The following is a 16,842-nucleotide window of genomic DNA, read 5'->3' on the forward strand; positions in this document are numbered from 1 at the left end:
GTGCGTCTCACAGCTTGCCGCCCCGGCCGCCGTCCCGCCGCGCGGGCGCGATCAGCGTCGACAGATACGGCAGCGCCGCCCCGTCCAGGTCGGCGGCCGGCCGGATCGACTCCTCCGGCAGGCCCAGCGCCGAACCCCACACCGCGTCACCGAGCCGCCCGGTCTCCCGCAGCGCCTCGGCCACCTCGGCCGCCTGCCGCCCGAACTTGTACGCCACGACCGTGCCGGGCCCGTTCAGGGCGTCCTTGAGCACCGCCGAACCGGCGGTCACCGGCACCAGCGTCAGCGGCTCGGTGCCCTCGGTCAGCACCGCGCCCGAGCGGGCCGCCAGGTCCTGCATCGCGGTGATGCCGGGCACCGTCTCCACGACCGTGCCGGGCACCAGGGCGGCGATCGTCTGCGCGAGGTAGGTGAAGGTCGAGTAGACGTTGGGGTCGCCGATCGTCGCGAAGGCCACCGTGCCGTGCTCCCGCAGCAGCGCGGCGACCCGCTCCCCGGCCGCGTCCCAGGCCGCCTCCCGGCGGGCCCGGTCGGTGCGCTCGTTCAGCGCGAACACGACCCGGACGACCTTCTCCTGCTCCACGTAGTGCAGCACGGTCGCCTCGGCCCGCCCGCGCTCCCCGGTGTCCATCACCGGGACGACGACGACATCGGCGCCGCGCAGCGCGTTCACGCCCTTGACGGTCACCAGCTCCGGATCGCCCGGACCGACTCCGACCCCGATCAGCCTGCTGCTCATGACGTCCGGCACCTCTCCACGAACCGACGGGCGACACCGGGCTCGGACGCCCAGTGGGTGTGCAGATAGCTCGCGTGCACACCGCCCTGTACGAAACCTTCGACCCGCCTCACGGGGGTGCGGACCCCCCAGGCGGGAGCCGCGCCGGCGCCGGGCTCGACGACCGTGCGGTGGAACTCGTGCCCCCGCATCCGCGTCCCGGCCGGCGCGAGGACACTGTCGCCGACGGCCACGGCGTCCCGGTAGCCGAGGGTGAGCCGCCCGGTCATCCGGGCGGTGGCGTCCAGCACCCCGCACATCGGCTGCCCGTCCAGCTCCCGGCACAGGTACAGCAGCCCGGCGCACTCGGCGGCGACGGGAGCGCCGCTCAGGGCGAGCTCGGCGACGGCCTTGCGCAACGGCTCGTTGCCGGCCAGCTCGGCGGCGTACACCTCGGGGAACCCGCCACCGATGACCAACCCGCGCGTACCGTCGGGCAGTCGCTCGTCCCGCAGCGGATCGAAGACGACGACCTCGGCCCCGGCGGCGGAGAGCAACTCGGCGTGCTCGGCGTAGGAGAAGGTGAACGCCTCCCCGCCGGCGACGGCGACCACCGGCCGCTCCTTCACGGCGGTGACGGGTGCCTCCCACGGCTCGTCCGTCAGCGCCCCGGCGCCCCGAGCCAACGCGAGCAGCGCCTCCAGATCGCACCCGTCGGCGACCTGTGCCCCCATCGCCGCCACGGCCTCCACCGCGGCCGAACGCCGCTCCGCGACCGGCACCAGCCCCAGATGCCGCGACGGCGTGTCGACCTGCGGCGCCCGCCGCAGCACGCCCAGCACCGGCACCCCGGCCGCATCCAGCGCCTCCCGCAGAAGCGACTCGTGCCGGTCGGAGCCCACCTTGTTCAGGATCACGCCCGCGACCCGCACCTCCGGGTCCCAGGACGCGAACCCGTGCACCAGCGCCGCCACCGACCGCGACTGCGACGAGGCGTCCACGACCAGCACCACCGGCGCCCGCAGCAGCTTCGCGACCTGCGCGGTGGACGCCAGCTCGCCCTCCCCGGCGGCACCGTCGTACAGCCCCATCACGCCCTCCACCACGGCCAGGTCGCAGCCCGACGCCCCGTGCAGGAACAGCGGAGCGACCAGCTCCGGCCCGCACAGGTACGCGTCGAGGTTGCGGCCCGGCCGCCCGGTGGCGAGCGCGTGGTAGCCGGGGTCGATGTAGTCCGGGCCCACCTTGTGCGGGGACACCGAAAGCCCCCGCGCGGCGAACGCGGCCATCAGCCCCGTGGCGACGGTGGTCTTGCCGCTGCCCGAGGAGGGCGCGGCAATGACCAGCCGGGGAACGGACATCACCACTCGATGCCCCTCTGGCCCTTCTGCCCGGTGTCCATCGGATGCTTGACCTTGGACATGTCGGTGACCAGGTCGGCGAAGTCCACCAGCTTCTCGGGCGCGTTCCGCCCGGTGATGACGACATGCTGCGTACCCGGCCGGTCCCGCAGCACGGAGATCACCTCGTCGGTGTCGACCCACCCCCAGTGCATGGGGTACGCGAACTCGTCCAGCACGTACAGCCGGTACGTCTCGGCGGCCAGGTCCCGCTTGACCTGCTCCCAGCCCTCGCGGGCCTTCTCCTCGTTGTCCATCTGGGCGTCGCGCTGGACCCAGGACCAGCCCTCGCCCATCTTGTGCCAGTCGACGGTGCCGCCCTCGCCGGAGGCGCCGAGCACGCGCAGCGCGTTCTCCTCGCCGACCTTCCACTTCGCCGACTTGACGAACTGGAACACCCCGATCGGCCAGCCCTGGTTCCAGGCGCGCAGCGCCAGCCCGAAGGCGGCCGTCGACTTGCCCTTGCCGATGCCGGTGTGCACGACGACCAGCGGCCGGTTCCGGCGCTGACGGGTCGTCAGGCCGTCGTCCGGGATGACACTCGGCTGTCCCTGCGGCATTACGCGGCCCTCCTGTTGCCCTGTACGTCCTTCACCAGTCCGGCGATCGAGTCCGCCCGCAGCTCGTCCAGCGTCACCGCCGTACCGCCCAGGTCGACGGCGAGCTGCCCGGCGAGCCCCAGCCGCACCGGCCCCGACTCGCAGTCCACGACCACCGAGGCGACCGAGTCGGCCGCGAACAGCCGCGCCGCCCGGGACGCCGTCGCCACCGGCTCCGGGCCGCCCGTCGCCCGCCCGTCCGTCACGACCACGACCAGCGCCCTGCGCGCCGGGTCCCGCAGCCGCTCCACCCGCAGCACCTCGTGCGCCCTGAGCAGCCCGGCCGCCAGCGGCGTACGCCCGCCCGTCGGCAGCGACTCCAGCCGCGCGGCGGCGGCGTCCACGGACGAGGTCGGCGGCAGCGCCACGTCGGCGCCGGAACCCCGGAAGGTCACCAGACCCACCTTGTCCCGCCGCTGGTAGGCGTCCAGCAGCAGCGACAGCACGGCGCCCTTGACGGCGCTCATCCGCTGCCGCGCCGCCATCGACCCGGAGGCGTCCACCACGAACAGCACGAGGTTGCCCTCACGCCCCTCCCGGGCCGCCTGCCGCAGATCGTCCCGGCGGATCACCAGACCCGGCCCCGACCGGCCGCGCGCCCGCTGGTGCGGGGCCGCCGCGTGCACGGTCGCCGCCAGGTGCAGCTTGGTCAGCGCCCCCTGCGGCCGGCGCGCGCCGGTGGTGCGCCCCTGCTCGGTGCGCGCCCGCGAACGCCGCCCGGCGGCGCCCTCGCCGATGCCGGGGACGCTCAGCACCTTGGTGCGAAAGGGCTCCGAGGCACGCGCGGCCGGCTGCTCCCGAGCGCCGGACGGCTGCGGCTGCCCGCCGTCGCCCTCCTCGGGCCGCGCCCCGGTGTCCCCGCCCTGCGGACCGGCGTCCGGTGCCGGCCGCCCACCGCCGCCGCCGGGACCGTCCGGGTCCGGGTCCGGGTCGTCGTCGGGGGACTCGCCGGAGAACTCCTCCAGCGTCTGGTCGAGCTTGTCCTCGTCGAGGCCGGGCGCGTCGAAGGGGTTGCGACGGCGCCGGTGCGGCAGCGCCAGCAGCGCCGCCTGCCGCACATCCTCGGCGAGCACGTCGGTCCGCCCGGCCCAGGCGGCCAGCGCGGTCGCGGTACGGGCCATCACGATGTCGGCGCGCATGCCGTCCACCTCGAACGCCGCGCAGGTCGCCGCGATCTGCCGCAGCGCCCCGTCGCCCAGGCGCACCTGCGGCAGCAGCGCCCGCGCCGCCGCGATCCGCTGCCGTACGGCGGCCTCCTCCTCCGCCCAGCGCGCCGCGAAGGCGGCCGGGTCGGCGTCGTAGGCCAGGCGCCGCTTGACGACCTCCACCCGCTGGTCGGGCTCGCGGGAGGCGGCGACCTCCACCGTCAGCCCGAACCGGTCGAGCAGCTGCGGCCGCAGCTCGCCCTCCTCCGGGTTCATGGTGCCCACCAGCAGGAAACGCGCGGCGTGCCGCACCGAGACACCCTCGCGCTCCACGTACGAGGCCCCCATCGCCGCCGCGTCCAGCAGCAGATCGACCAGGTGGTCGTGGAGCAGGTTGACCTCGTCGACGTAGAGGATGCCGCGATGGGCGTCGGCCAGCAGGCCCGGCTCGAACGCCTTCACGCCCTCCGCCAGCGCCCGCTCGATGTCCAGGGCGCCGACCAGCCGGTCCTCGGAGGCACCGACGGGCAGCTCGACCATGCGGGCGGGCCGCCGGGCGCCGGGCCCCGGCTCGTGCGGCCCGTCCGGGCACGCCGGGTCGGGGGAGGCCGGGTCACAGGAGAACCGGCACCCGGCGACGACGTCGACCTCGGGCAGCAGCGCCGACAGCGCGCGCACCGCCGTCGACTTCGCGGTGCCCTTCTCGCCGCGCACCAGCACCCCGCCGACCGCCGGGGACACGGCGTTCAGCAGCAGCGCCAGCCGCAGGTCGTCCTGGCCGACTACGGCCGTGAAAGGGAACGGGGTGGTCACTGGTCGCCCTCCAAGTCGCCTTCCAGCTCCAGGTAGGTGGCGCGCAGCCGCTCCAGCGTCTCCGCGTCCGGCTCCGCCCACAGGCCACGGTCCGCCGCCTCCAGCAGGCGCTCGGTGATGCCGCGCAGCGCCCACGGGTTGGACTTCTTCATGAAGTCCCGGTTCTCCGGGTCGAAGACGTACTCGGCGCTGAGCTTCTCGTACATCCAGTCGTCGACCACGCCGGCCGTGGCGTCGTAGCCGAACAGGTAGTCCACGGTCGCCGCCATCTCGAAGGCGCCCTTGTAGCCGTGCCGGCGCATGGCGGCCATCCAGCGCGGGTTGACCACGCGGGCGCGGAAGACGCGGTGGGTCTCCTCGCCGAGCGTGCGGGTCTTGACCTGGTCCGGCGTCGCCGAATCACCCACGTACGCCTCGGGGTTGGCACCGGTCAGATGGCGGACCATGGCGACCATGCCGCCGTGGTACTGGAAGTAGTCGTCGGCGTCGACCAGGTCGTGCTCGCGGGTGTCGACGTTCTTCGCGGCGACCGCGATCCGCTTGAACGCCGTCTCCATGTCCCCGCGCGCCGCGCGCCCGTCGAGCCCGCGCCCGTAGGCGTAGCCGCCCCACACCGCGTACACCTCGGCGAGGTCCGCGTCGGAGCGCCAGTTGCGGGCGTCGATCAGCGGCAGCAGACCGGCGCCGTACGCACCCGGCTTGGAGCCGAAGACGCGGGCCGTGGCCCGGCGCCGGTCGCCGTGCTCGGCGGTGTCCTCGTCGGCGTGCGCCTTGACGTAGTTGCTCTCGGCCGGCTCCTCCAGCTCGGCCACCGTGCGCACCGCGTCGTCGATCAGACCCACGACGTGCGGGAACGCGTCCCGGAAGAACCCGGAGATGCGCACCGTGACGTCGATGCGCGGCCGGCCCAGCTCCTCAAGGGAGACCACCTCGAAGCCGGTCACCCGGCGCGAGGCGTCGTCCCAGACGGGACGGCAGCCCAGCAGCGCCAGGATCTCGGCGATGTCGTCGCCCTGGGTGCGCATCGCGGACGTGCCCCAGACCGTGAGGCCCACGGACTTCGGGTACTCACCCGTGTCCTGCAGGTACCGCTGCACCAGGGAGTCGGCCAGCGACTGCCCGACCTCCCAGCTCAGCCGCGACGGGATCGCCTTGGGGTCGACCGAGTAGAAGTTCCGGCCGGTCGGCAGCACGTTGACCAGGCCACGAGTGGGGGAGCCGGACGGCCCCGCCGGGACGTAACCGCCGTCCAGCGCCTTGAGGATGTGACCGATCTCGTCCGTGGTGCGGGCGAGCCGCGGCACGACCTCCGTGCACGCGAACTCCAGCACGGCGACGGCGTCGGGCAGTTCGGTGCCGAGGACGTCCCCGACGAGCGCCCCGCTCTGCGAGACGTCCCAGCCGCGCTCCTCCATGCCCTCCGCGATCCGCCGGCACAGCTGCTCCAGCAGATCGATCGCGTCGGACGCGGTGCGCGCCGGACCCTCCACCAGGTCCGTCAGCTCCACCGGCACCTTCACCGGGGCGCCCGGCTCGGCCAGCAGCTCCTTCTCGACCAGCCCGAAGTGCGCGGCCAGCGCGGACCGCAGGCCCGGCAGCGCGTTGGCCTGGCCGCCCCACACCTGCGAGGCGCGCAGCACGGCCAGCACCAGGTTCACGCGCGGCTCGCCGACCGGGCCGCCGCCCAGGATGTGCAGACCGTCGCGGATCTGCACGTCCTTGATCTCGCACAGATAGCCGTCGATGTGCATGACGAACTCGTCGAACTCCTCGTCGTCCGGCTGCTCGTCCACATGCAGGTCGTGGTGCAGCTCGGCCGCCTTCACCAGCGTCCAGATCTGCGCCCGCACGGCCGGCGCCTTCGCCGGGTCGAGGTCGGAGACCAGCGCGTACTCGTCGAGCAGCTGCTCCAGCTTCGCCAGATCGCCGTAGGTGTCGGCGCGCGCCATGGGCGGTACGAGGTGGTCGACGACCGTGGCGTGCCCGCGCCGCTTGGCCTGGGTGCCCTCGCCGGGGTCGTTGACGATGAACGGGTAGATCAGCGGCAGGTCGCCGAGCACGGCGTCCGGCGCGCAGCCCTTGCCGAGGCCGAGGCCCTTGCCCGGCAGCCACTCCATCGTGCCGTGCTTGCCCATGTGCACGATGGCGTCGGCGCCGAAGCTGTTGTCCAGCCAGCGGTAGGCCGCCATGTAGTGGTGGGACGGCGGCATGTCGGGGTCGTGGTAGATCGCGATCGGGTTCTCCCCGAAGCCGCGCGGCGGCTGGATCATCACGACGACGTTCCCGAACTGCAGGGACGCCAGCACGATGTCGTCGCCGTCGACGTACAGGGAGCCCGGCGGCTCGCCCCACGCCTGAAGCATGGCGTCGCGCAGCTCCGGGTCCAGCTTGTCGAACCACGCCCGGTAGTCCGTCAGCGGAACCCGCGCGGGCGCGGCGGCCAGCTGCTCCTCGGTGAGCCACTCGACGTCGTGGCCGCCGGCCTCGATCAGCCGGTGGATCAGCTCGTCACCGCCGGAGGGGTACTCGCTCACGCCGTACCCGGCGTCCCGGAGCGCGTCCAGCACCCGCACCGCCGACGCGGGCGTGTCCAGGCCGACCGCGTTGCCGACCCGCGAGTGCTTGGTCGGGTAGGCGGTGAAGACGAGCGCGACCTTCTTCTCGGCGTTCGGCTTGTGCTTCAGCCGGGCGTGCCGCACCGCGATACCGGCCACGCGCGCGGCCCGCTCCGGGTCGGCGACGTACACCGGGACCTCGTCCGGGCCCTGCTCCTTGAAGGAGAACGGCACGGTGACGAGCCGGCCGTCGAACTCCGGGATCGCGACCTGCATCGCCGCGTCCATGGGGGACAGGGCCGCGTCCGACTCGTCCCAGGCGCTCCTGGACGAGGTCAGGCACAGCCCCTGCAGCACGGGCACGTTCAGGTCGGCGAGCGCGCCGACGTCCCAGGACTCCTCGTCGCCGCCCGCCGACGCCTGCGAGGCGTGCGTGCCGCCGGCCGCGAGCACGGTGGCGACCAGCGCGTCGGCGCGCGCGAGGAGTTCGTACAGCCCGGGGTCCGCGCCGCGCAGCGAACCGCAGTAGACGGGCAGCGCGTTGGCGCCCTGCGCCTCGATCGCCTCGCACAGGGTGTCCACGAAGGCGGTGTTGCCGCTCAGTTCGTGGGCGCGGTAGAAGAGCACGCCGACGGTCGGGCGGCCGTCCTTCAGGGCGTACGAGCCGTGCACGCCGTACTCGGGCATCTTGCGCGGTTCGTCGAAGCCCTCACCGGTCAGCAGCACGGTGTCCGACAGGAACCGGGACAGCTCCAGCAGGTTCGCGGGGCCGCCCTCGACCAGGTACTTCAGCGCCTCCGCGACCACACCGGCCGGCACGCTCGACTCGGCCATCAGCTCCGCGTCCGGCACGGCCTCTCCGCCCAGCAGCACGGTGGGAATGCCGGACGCCTTGAGCGCTGCCAGCCCCTCCTCCCAGGCCCGCTTGCCGCCCAGCAGCCGTACGACGGCGAGGTCCGCGCCCTGCAGCAGGCGCGGCAGCTCCTCGGCGACGTCCACGCGGGTCGGGTTGCCGATGCGGTAGTCCGCACCGGACGCCCGGGCCGCCAGCAGATCCGTGTCGGCGGTCGACAACAACAACACTGTGCTCATGCGGGCGCTCCCGGTGGAATGAAAGGCAGTCCTTGTGGCACGCCGGACTCGATGAGCCGCCACAGCGCGTCCGTGTCCGCGTGCTGTTCGATCAGGTCGCCGAGCCGGTCGAGCTGCTCCTCGCGCAGCGCGGCGAAGGAGGTGTCCGGCGCGGGCACGAAGCGGCGGCCCGCGGCGGCGGCCACCTCGCGCAGGAAGGCGCGGCGGAAGCCGTCCGACTCCAGTGAGCCGTGCCAGTGGGTGCCCCAGGTCTGGCCGACCCGGCAGCCGTCCAGGAAGGGTTCGCCGCCCTCGACGGTGGCCACCCCGTGGTGGATCTCGTAGCCGTCGACCCGCTCGCCGAGGGCTTCCCCGGCCGGCCGGGTCAGGGTCTTCTCACGGGCGAACCGCACGCGGACGGGCAGGATGCCGAGCCCGTCGACCTCTCCGGCGCGGGATTCGACCTCGTCCTCGATGTGCTCGCCGAGCACCTGGAAGCCGCCGCAGATGCCGAGGATCGGGCGGTGTTCGGCGGCCCTGCGGCGCAGCGCGTCGGCCAGCCCCCGTTCCCGCAGCCACTCAAGGGCCCGCACGGTGCCGCGCGTGCCCGGGACCACCACGAGGTCGGCGTCCGCCAGCTCCTCCGGGCGGTCCACGAACCGCACCACGACACCCGGTTCGGCGGCGAGCGCGTCCACGTCGGTGAAGTTGGACATCAGCGGGATCGCGCACACGGCGACCCGCAGCACGTCCTCGCCGACGGGCGGGGAGACGGCCGACTCGCGGACGGTGCCCCGCAGGGACACCCTGAGGCCGTCCTCCTCGTCGATGCCGAGCCCGTGCCGGAAGGGCAGCACGCCGTAGGTGCGCCGCCCGGTCAGGCCGTGGAGCATGTCGAGCCCCGGCTCCAGCAGCGACACGTCGCCGCGGAACTTGTTCACCAGGAACCCGGCGACCAGCTCCTGGTCCTCGGGCGACAGCAGCGCGACGGTCCCGAAGAAGGACGCGAAGACGCCCCCGCGGTCGATGTCGCCGACGACGAGCACGGGCAGCCGCGCCCCCCGCGCGATGCCCATGTTCACGATGTCGGTCCGGCGCAGATTGATCTCGGCCGGCGAGCCCGCCCCCTCGCAGATCACCGCGTCATACGTGCCCCGCAACTCGGCCAGGCACTCCAGGACCGTGCCGAGCAGCTTCTGCTGGCGTCCGCCGTGATAGCCGCGCGCGCTCAGCTCGCCCACCGGCTTGCCCAGCAGCACCACTTGGCTGCTCTGCTCGCCGCCGGGCTTGAGCAGCACGGGGTTCATCTGCGCGGTCGGCTCGATCCGGCAGGCCTGGGCCTGCATGGCCTGCGCCCGCCCGATCTCGGCGCCCTCGCGGGTGACGAAGGAGTTGAGGGACATGTTCTGCGCCTTGAAGGGCGCGACCTTCACCCCCTGCCGCACCAGCCACCGGCAGATGCCGGCGGTGACGACGCTCTTGCCTGCGTCGGAGGTGGTGCCGGCGACGAGGAGACCGCCGTTCATCGATCACGTCCCTTCCCGATGAGGCGTGCGCCCGCGCACACGCCGAGCGCCAGCCAGCTCACCCGCCGGGACAGCCGTACCGCCCGGCCGATGTCGCGGGTCCCGACGGAGCGGCCCCGCGCGTTGAGCACGGGCCGGTGTTCCACGCGCCCCCCGTAGGACAGGGTTCCGCCCAGGCGCACACCGAGCGCGCCCGCGAACGAGGCCTCCACGGGACCCGCGTTGGGGCTCGGGTGCTTCGCCGCGTCCGCCCGCCACGCCCGTACGGCACCCCGCGGGTCGGGCCCGGCGAGCGCGGCGAGTACGGCGGTCAGCCGGGCCCCCGGCCAGCCGGCCACGTCGTCGAGGCGGGCGGAGGCCCAGCCGAAGCGCCGCAGGCGGGGCGACTTGTGACCGACCATCGCGTCGAGGGTGTTGACCGCCCGGAAGCCCAGCAGCCCGGGCACGCCGCCCACGGCTCCCCACACCAGCGCGCCGACGACGGCGTCGGAGGTGTTCTCGGCGACCGACTCGACCACGGCCCGGGCGATCCCGTCGGCGTCGAGGGCCTGCGGGTCGCGCCCGCACAGATGCGGCAGCCGGGCCCGGGCGGCCTCGACGTCGCCGGCCTCCAGCGCGCGCCCGATGGCGCGGGCCTCCCGGGCCAGCGAAGTCCCGCCGACCACGGACCAGGTGGCGGCGGCGGTCAGCGCGAGGGAGGCGGCGGGGGAGCGGCGTGCGGCCCTCGCGGCGACGGCCCCGAGGGCGACGGCGCCGCCGGCGCAGACGGCGGTGTGCAGGGCGCCCCAGGCACGGTGGTCGTGCCACAGGGTGCGCTCGACGGCGCCCGCGGCCCGTCCGAACACGGCGACCGGGTGCCCGCGGCGCGGGTCACCGAGGAGATGGTCACCGAGGAGGCCGGCGGCGGCGCCGTACGCGAAGACACGTTCGGCTCGCACGGGGCTCAGCCGACCGTGGGGGCGAGAGGAGTCCCGCAGGTGACGCTGGTCCTCAACCGGCAGCCGCGCATGGCGTCATGTCCTCACTCAGGGTGTCCGCGCCCTGGTTCGAAGAGAATCGGCGGTGAGAGTTCCTGGCTCCCGGGGTTCGCACCCCGGTGACAGTGGCGGGACCGCGCCGGATTCGCACCGGCTTCCTCTCGCGCCGCCGTAGATGGCTTCGGCAGTCCACCACGGCCCGCGAAGGGTCGTCAACTTCGCTTTGACCTGCGACGCACGTGTGTGCTGAGGCCCACATCGGTGACACAGAGTCAGTGACTTGAAACGGCTTCTTTTGGCCTCTTCCCGAGCGGCGAAGGTGGGAAGACTCCCGGGGACGACACCCAGGGTGGTGCTTGGGGCAGGGCTCGGGGCAGGAGGAGGTGGGCGTTGGCCGGCAGGGAGCCGTCGGGGCGCGTGTGGGTCAGGAGCAGTCGTTCCTCGGGCAATGGGGAATGCGTGGAAGCGGCCCTCGGACAAGGCCGCGTGCTCGTGCGCGACTCGAAACGGTCAGGGTGCGGTGAGGGCGGCGGACTGCTCGCCTTTCGCCGTGCGGCGTGGTGTGGTTTTCTGGCTTGGCTGGGGGACCCGGAGACGGGCGGATCATGACGCGCCCGGGGGGACGGGAGGCACACGGATGCGAGAGCGGGCACGAGAGGGAACGACGCCGGCCGGTACGGGACGCGCCACGCGGGCGCGGGCGGCCCGGCCCTCCTCGGCGGTCCCACTGGTCCTCTTCTGTTCGGTCACCGGAATCGTCGCGGTCGGGCTGGGTGCCCTCGCGGGACTCCTGGTGCCCGGCGGCGCGGCGCGCGGGGTCGTCTGGCTGGTGGTGACGGCGCTCATCGCCGGGGGCGCCGGCCTGTGGTGGGGGCTCACCCCGGTCACGGAGCGGCTCCGGGTCCTGAACCGGGCCCTTGCGACGGCTCAGCTCCCAAGCGTGCCCCGTCGCTGACCCCGCTCGTCTCGGAACCACCGGAACGCCGGCGCAGGGCTCTGCCCACGACGGCGCCCAGCGCGGTGAGCAGCGCGGCGCCGGACGCCCCGGCGATCGTCGTGGTGAGCGGTGTGGCGGCGCCGAACGGAATGCTCGGGGCGACCCGGGTGGCGACGGCGATGCAGAGCAGCAGGGCGCTGGCGCACGCCGTGCCCAGCAGCAGCCGGGCCGACAGCAGCCGGATCTCGTTGGACACCCGGGCGCTCTCCAGCTCGATGAGCGCCTGGAGCCATTCCGGCTGCTTCATCGCCTCGACCTTGACGGCGTTGTCGTCGAGCGGCGCGGCGTTCTCCGGTTCCGCGCCCTGCGTGCGCAGGCGCTGCCACCACGCTCGTATTCCGAAGACCGCCATGGCCCTCCCACCCCGTTCCGCCCGGGTCGTCCCGCCCGGGCTCAGCTGTTGTCCAGGCTCTCCCTGACTTCGGTGAGCAACTCCGTGAACCGGTCGCCCTCGTACGCGAGCGCGCTGATGTCCTCGAAGCACTCCTGGTACCGGACCATCAGTGCCAGGTCGTCACGGCTCGACAGGCCGCCTCCGGGGCCCTCGACGTACAGCAGGTCGTCGTCGTCCTTGAAACTGAGCAGGATGAACGGCGTGCCCACGCTGTAGTGCGCCCCGGCGGTCAGCGGCAGCACCCGCAACGTGGTGCGCGGGTGCTCGGACAGGGTCCGGATGTGGTCGAGCTGCCGGCGCATCACCGCGGGCCCGCCGATCTGGCGCCGGATGGCCGCCTCGTCGAGGACGATGTCGATCTGGGGACTGTCGTCCGCGTCGAAGAACCGCTCCTGCCGGGTCAGGCGCAGGTCCACCAGCTGCCGCACGCTCGACTCCGGGACCTGCACCGACAGCAGCGCGGTGGCGTAGTCCTCCGTCTGCAGCAGGCCCGGCAGCACGACCGGGTTGTACATGCGGATCGTGTCCGCCGAGCCCTCGTACCCCAGGTACAGGGCGTACTGCGCCGACACCACGTCGCTGTACTGCGCCCACCATGACTGCCCCTTCGAGCCGCGGGCCGCGTCCTCAAGCTCCCTGACCAGCTCGGGGTCCGTGACCTCGTACAACTGCAGCAGCGCCCGCAGGTCCGTGACGCCGAGGCTGACCGTCCCCGCCTCGATTCTGATGAGTTTCGAGAGCGACCATTCGAGGGCCTTCGCGGCGTCCCGCTGGGTCATCCCGGCGTTCTCGCGGGCCTTGCGCAGTTCGATTCGCAGCCTGCGTCGGTTGAGGCTCGGATCGATGTCTCTTGGCATGGTGCTCCCTGCCACATGTCGGCGTTGACTTGTCAGGCTGCCACCATCGAACAGTAACTACCCATGAGAGTAGGTGACTTAGACCTCAGCGGCTAGCCCTCGTCAGTATGACATGTGTCGTTTCGGTGAGTGCGCGGCGAGAGGTCGAATATAGAAAGAACCCCCGTAAGCGGCACAAAGTGCCGTACGGGGGTTGGTGCAGGAGTTGCCGATCGGGCCTGAGAAGACTGCCGATCCTCCTGTGGTCAGGCCACGATCAGGGAAATTCCATAGCCGACGGCCGCCGCGCACAGGGCGAAACAGGCGTACGCCCCGACGGTGGCGGTGATGGCGGACTCGCCGCGGGTTGACGCGGTCTCCCGGCGCGACAGGCCCATGATCCCGAGGGTGAACAGGGCCACCAGGCCGACGGTGACCACGAGGCTGACACCGAAGACGGAGCCGAGGGCCGACCAGTCGATCTTCATGCTGCTTCTCTTCCTTCGTGCCCGGGACCGGCGGTCAGAGGGCCGGGGCCGCGGGTGCGGCGGGGGTGGCGGCGGCCGGCTGCTCCGCCGTCGCGGCGGGGGCCGGGATGGTGGCGGTGAGGCCGTCCGCGGGCGCCGGGGCGGCGGCCGGGGGCGGGGTGACGGCGGCGATGGCGGTGGTGACCACGCCGGCCGGCTCCTCCTCGACGGCGTTGACGTTGGTGTGGTCGACGACCTCGCGGCGGGAGATCTTCCAGATGGCGAAGCTGGAGCCCACCAGGAAGACGGCGACCAGCGCGGTGCCCCAGTCACCGAAGCCGGTGACGTACTCGGCGAGCGCGCCGACCAGCGCGGCGGCCGGCAGGGTCAGCGCCCAGGCGGCGAACATCCGCGTCGCGGTCGACCAGCGCACCACGCCGCCCTTGCGGCCCAGGCCCGCGCCCATCACGGAGCCGGAGACGACGTGCGTGGTGGACAGCGAGAAGCCGAGGTGGGAGGAGGCCAGGATGGCGGTGGCCGCGCTGGTCTGGGCGGCGAAGCCCTGCTGCGGCTGCATGTCCGTCAGGCCCTTGCCCATGGTGCGGATGATGCGCCAGCCGCCGATGTAGGTGCCGAGCGCGATGGCCAGGCCGGCGGAGAGGATCACCCAGGTGGGCGGGTCGGAGTCGGGCGCTACGGCGCCGCCGGCGACCAGGGCCAGGGTGATGATGCCCATCGTCTTCTGCGCGTCGTTGGTGCCGTGGGCGAGTGAGACCAGGCCCGCCGAGGCGATCTGGCCGGCCCGGTAGCCCTTCTCGGCGGCCTTGCCGTCGGCCTTCTTGCCGATCGTGTACGACAGCCGGGTGGCGACCATCGCGGCGAGGCCGGCGACGACGGGGGCGGCGACCGCGGGCAGCAGCACCTTGGTGACGAGGACGTCCCCGTGGACCGCGCCGAACCCGGCGGAGGCGACGGTGGCGCCGATCAGGCCGCCCATCAGGGCGTGCGAGGAACTGGAGGGCAGGCCCACGAGCCAGGTCAGCAGGTTCCAGAGGATCGCGCCGACCAGGGCGGCGAAGATGACCTCGGGACGGATGCCGCTCTCGTCGACGAGACCCTTGGAGATCGTGTTGGCGACCTCCACGGACAGGAAGGCGCCGACCAGATTGAGGGCGGCGGACATGGCCACGGCGATCTTGGGCCGCAGCGCGCCGGTCGAGATGGTGGTGGCCATCGCGTTGGCGGTGTCGTGGAAACCGTTCGTGAAATCGAACGCGAGCGCGGTTACCACCACGATCGCGAGGATCAGCGAGAAGCTTTCCATTTACCCAGGCATTCGTTCGAAGTCATTGGCTGGACGAACGTAGGTAACGAGGGTGAACGGAAGGTGAACTGAGCCGGGCGTCTCGATGTCGGAAAGAGGGGGGTGCCGCTCCGGACGGCCCCGGCGGCCCGTGCGGCGCTTGGCCCGCGCCTCCCGCGCGAGGCGCGGCGGCCGCTCTGGGGCCCGGGGAAGAGATTCTGGTCACGTGTGCCTGGCAGGATCGCGGCATGACTGAGCAGAGGTGGGAGCAGCGGGACGGACGGACGGCGGGCGAGGAAGGGGCGCACCGGACGGCCGGGGAGGAGGGGGCGCCCCCGGTGGCCGGTGAGGAGGAGGCGCGGGCCTGGGCGGATCTCGTCGCCACGGCCCGCCGGACCGTGGCCGAGGGGCTGGTCGTCGGCACGTCCGGGAACGTCTCCGTACGCGTCGGCGACCTGGTGCTGGTCACGCCGTCGGGCCTGGCCTACGACCGGCTGCGGCCGCAGGACCTGACCGCGGTCGACCTCGACGGCCGCCAGGTGCGCGGCTCCCTCGTGCCGACCAGCGAGCTGCCCATGCACCTTGCCGTCTACCGGACCACCGACGCCCGGGCCGTCGTGCACACCCACGCCGTGCACGCGACGGCCGTCTCCACGCTCGTGCCGGAGCTCCCGCTCGTCCACTACATGGCCGCGGCCCTCGGCGGACCGGTCCGTGTCGCCCCGTACGCGACGTACGGCACCGACGAACTGGCCGAGCACATGCTGCGGGCTCTGGCCGGGCGCACCGGTTGCCTCCTGCAGAACCACGGCACGATCACCTACGGCGCCACCCTCGACCAGGCCTACGACCGCACCGCCCAGCTGGAGTGGATGTGCCGCGTGTGGCTGACGGCCTCGTCGGTCCCCGGTCTGAGCCCGAGCCTGCTCAGCGCGGAGCAGCTGGCGGAGGTGGGGGAGCGGCTGCGGGGGTACGGGCAGCGGGGGTGACGCGGGCCGGACGGCGAGGGGGGATCACCCGGCATCGTCCGTGATCACCCCGGGTGTCCCTTCCGGTGGCTTGGGACGGACCGCGCCGGGAAACTGGACTGCGTGCGCACAGTCAAAGCGACGGCCGCTGCCGTCTTTGCCGTGATGGGCGCCGGTGCCGCCGCCGTGGCCGCCGGCCGACTCGCCAGCGACGCGGCGCTCAAGGCGCCCCCGGGCCGGCCGCTGCCCACCGAGCCCCGGCTCACCGTGCACGCCACCGCCGCCGGCCAGATCGCGCTCACCCGCGACCTGGCCGCCCTGCGCCCCGGCACCTACGGCCTCGCCGGCGACGGCAGCCACGCGGTCGTCGGCCCGGTCCTGGGCTCCGCCGAGCACTCCGCCGACACCGTCGTACGGCGTCTGGAACGCGTCACGCACGGCACCCTGGAACCCGGCGACAAGGTGTGGCTCACCCCGAACGTGTACGTCGGCGATCCCGGCGCCGCCCTCGGCCTGGACCACGCCGACATCGACGTGCCCGGCGAGCTCGGCACGCTGCCGGCCTGGTTCGTGCCCGGTGCCCGGGACACCTGGGTGATCGCCGTGCACGGCCTCGGCACCACCCGGGAACAGGCCATGAACATCATGGGCGTGCTGCACCGGCTGCGCTTCCCCGTCCTGGCCCTCGCCTACCGCGGCGACCTCGGCGCCCCGCGCCGTCCGGACGGGCTGAACCACTTCGGCGAGACCGAGTGGCGCGACCTGGACGCCGCGATCCGCTACGCCGTGAGCCATGGGGCCCGCCGCGTCGTGCTGCACGGCTGGTCCACCGGCGCCACCATGGCGCTGCGCGCGGCCGAGCGGTCGGGGATGAGGGAGCACGTCTCCGGGCTCGTCCTGGACTCCCCGGTGCTCAGCTGGCAGACCACGCTGCGCGCCCTGGCCCTGGCCCGGCGCACGCCGGGAGCGCTGCTGCCGCTCGCGGTGCGCGCCGCGCAGGGCCGCACCGGGCTGCGGGACGGCCCCGCCGACGGCGCCGTCGCCGCGGACGCGGCCGGCCTCGCCGTGCCCAC

The 16,842-nt window shown here is 73.5% G+C and carries 14 protein-coding genes and 1 riboswitch; of the genes, 3 read left to right on the top strand and 11 right to left on the bottom strand.

The features are described 5' to 3' along the window. Positions 1-7 precede the first annotated feature (7 nt). Genes cobI through C3489_RS32825 form a run of 7 tightly spaced genes read right to left on the bottom strand, consistent with a single transcriptional unit; the run spans position 8 to position 10,765 of the window. Positions 8-739, bottom strand: coding sequence for a precorrin-2 C(20)-methyltransferase (gene cobI, locus C3489_RS32795; protein ID WP_103785777.1), 732 nt, complete (start codon positions 737-739; stop codon positions 8-10). After that, positions 736-2,079, bottom strand: coding sequence for a cobyrinate a,c-diamide synthase (locus C3489_RS32800; protein ID WP_181139933.1), 1,344 nt, complete (start codon positions 2,077-2,079; stop codon positions 736-738). The genes cobI and C3489_RS32800 overlap by 4 nt, the downstream gene beginning before the upstream one ends. Further along, on the bottom strand, positions 2,079-2,678 hold the full coding sequence (gene cobO / locus C3489_RS32805) for a cob(I)yrinic acid a,c-diamide adenosyltransferase (RefSeq protein WP_103785766.1): 600 nt from the start codon (positions 2,676-2,678) through the stop codon (positions 2,079-2,081). Before cobO ends, C3489_RS32800 begins: the two co-directional genes overlap by 1 nt. Next, positions 2,678-4,675 carry a putative cobaltochelatase gene (locus tag C3489_RS32810; protein ID WP_103785767.1) on the bottom strand — a complete coding sequence of 666 codons (1,998 nt, stop codon included), beginning with the start codon at positions 4,673-4,675 and terminating at the stop codon, positions 2,678-2,680. Before C3489_RS32810 ends, cobO begins: the two co-directional genes overlap by 1 nt. Further along, a complete protein-coding gene (cobN, locus tag C3489_RS32815) occupies positions 4,672-8,322 on the bottom strand; it encodes a cobaltochelatase subunit CobN (protein ID WP_181139934.1) in 3,651 nt (1,216 codons plus the stop codon). Before cobN ends, C3489_RS32810 begins: the two co-directional genes overlap by 4 nt. Next, complete coding sequence (locus tag C3489_RS32820) at positions 8,319-9,827, bottom strand: cobyric acid synthase (protein ID WP_103785769.1); 1,509 nt, start codon at positions 9,825-9,827, stop codon at positions 8,319-8,321. Before C3489_RS32820 ends, cobN begins: the two co-directional genes overlap by 4 nt. Next, on the bottom strand, positions 9,824-10,765 hold the full coding sequence (locus tag C3489_RS32825) for a cobalamin biosynthesis protein (protein ID WP_103785770.1): 942 nt from the start codon (positions 10,763-10,765) through the stop codon (positions 9,824-9,826). Before C3489_RS32825 ends, C3489_RS32820 begins: the two co-directional genes overlap by 4 nt. A 107-nt stretch (positions 10,766-10,872) precedes the next feature. Beyond that, positions 10,873-11,014, bottom strand: a riboswitch (cobalamin riboswitch). Between the two features lie 207 nt (positions 11,015-11,221). Here C3489_RS32825 and C3489_RS32830 point away from each other — a divergent pair. Further along, positions 11,222-11,413 (top strand): DUF397 domain-containing protein, encoded by a 192-nt coding sequence (locus C3489_RS32830; protein ID WP_308460833.1) that lies wholly within the window; start codon positions 11,222-11,224, stop codon positions 11,411-11,413. Between the two features lie 275 nt (positions 11,414-11,688). On the opposite strand, the gene C3489_RS32840 is transcribed toward C3489_RS32830, so the two are convergent. The 4 genes from C3489_RS32840 to C3489_RS32855 all read right to left on the bottom strand — a co-directional run bounded on the left by C3489_RS32840 (position 11,689) and on the right by C3489_RS32855 (position 14,822). Continuing rightward, entirely contained in the window at positions 11,689-12,153 is a 465-nt protein-coding gene (locus tag C3489_RS32840) for a hypothetical protein (RefSeq protein WP_103785772.1), read from the bottom strand. Between the two features lie 41 nt (positions 12,154-12,194). Beyond that, a complete protein-coding gene (locus C3489_RS32845; protein ID WP_103785773.1) occupies positions 12,195-13,052 on the bottom strand; it encodes a helix-turn-helix transcriptional regulator in 858 nt (285 codons plus the stop codon). Positions 13,053-13,297: 245 nt separating this feature from the next. Then, a complete protein-coding gene (locus C3489_RS32850) occupies positions 13,298-13,519 on the bottom strand; it encodes a hypothetical protein (protein WP_103785774.1) in 222 nt (73 codons plus the stop codon). Between the two features lie 34 nt (positions 13,520-13,553). After that, positions 13,554-14,822 carry an inorganic phosphate transporter gene (locus tag C3489_RS32855; protein WP_103785775.1) on the bottom strand — a complete coding sequence of 423 codons (1,269 nt, stop codon included), beginning with the start codon at positions 14,820-14,822 and terminating at the stop codon, positions 13,554-13,556. 227 nt (positions 14,823-15,049) lie between these two features. Here C3489_RS32855 and C3489_RS32860 point away from each other — a divergent pair, with 227 nt between their 5' ends. Together C3489_RS32860 and C3489_RS32865 are read left to right on the top strand one after the other, a co-directional pair. Next, entirely contained in the window at positions 15,050-15,790 is a 741-nt protein-coding gene (locus C3489_RS32860; RefSeq protein ID WP_103785776.1) for a class II aldolase/adducin family protein, read from the top strand. A 102-nt stretch (positions 15,791-15,892) separates the two neighbouring features. Beyond that, a partial coding sequence (locus C3489_RS32865) for a S9 family peptidase (protein ID WP_103785779.1) occupies positions 15,893-16,842 on the top strand: 950 nt, incomplete at its 3' end.

It is taken from the genome of Streptomyces sp. Ru71, assembly GCF_002920535.1.
In the GTDB taxonomy this organism is placed as follows: Bacteria; Actinomycetota; Actinomycetes; order Streptomycetales; family Streptomycetaceae; genus Streptomyces.

What these genes read in the sequence shown, in the direction of transcription:
- C3489_RS32850 (WP_103785774.1), bottom strand. Translation starts at nt 13,519, where the DNA reads ATGAAGATCGACTGGTCGGCCCTCGGCTCCGTCTTCGGTGTCAGCCTC.
- C3489_RS32820 (WP_103785769.1), bottom strand. Translation starts at nt 9,827, where the DNA reads ATGAACGGCGGTCTCCTCGTCGCCGGCACCACCTCCGACGCAGGCAAG.
- C3489_RS32845 (WP_103785773.1), bottom strand. Translation starts at nt 13,052, where the DNA reads ATGCCAAGAGACATCGATCCGAGCCTCAACCGACGCAGGCTGCGAATC.
- cobI (WP_103785777.1), bottom strand. Translation starts at nt 739, where the DNA reads ATGAGCAGCAGGCTGATCGGGGTCGGAGTCGGTCCGGGCGATCCGGAG.
- C3489_RS32860 (WP_103785776.1), top strand. Translation starts at nt 15,050, where the DNA reads ATGACTGAGCAGAGGTGGGAGCAGCGGGACGGACGGACGGCGGGCGAG.
- cobO (WP_103785766.1), bottom strand. Translation starts at nt 2,678, where the DNA reads ATGCCGCAGGGACAGCCGAGTGTCATCCCGGACGACGGCCTGACGACC.
- C3489_RS32840 (WP_103785772.1), bottom strand. Translation starts at nt 12,153, where the DNA reads ATGGCGGTCTTCGGAATACGAGCGTGGTGGCAGCGCCTGCGCACGCAG.
- cobN (WP_181139934.1), bottom strand. Translation starts at nt 8,322, where the DNA reads ATGAGCACAGTGTTGTTGTTGTCGACCGCCGACACGGATCTGCTGGCG.
- C3489_RS32855 (WP_103785775.1), bottom strand. Translation starts at nt 14,822, where the DNA reads ATGGAAAGCTTCTCGCTGATCCTCGCGATCGTGGTGGTAACCGCGCTC.
- C3489_RS32800 (WP_181139933.1), bottom strand. Translation starts at nt 2,079, where the DNA reads ATGTCCGTTCCCCGGCTGGTCATTGCCGCGCCCTCCTCGGGCAGCGGC.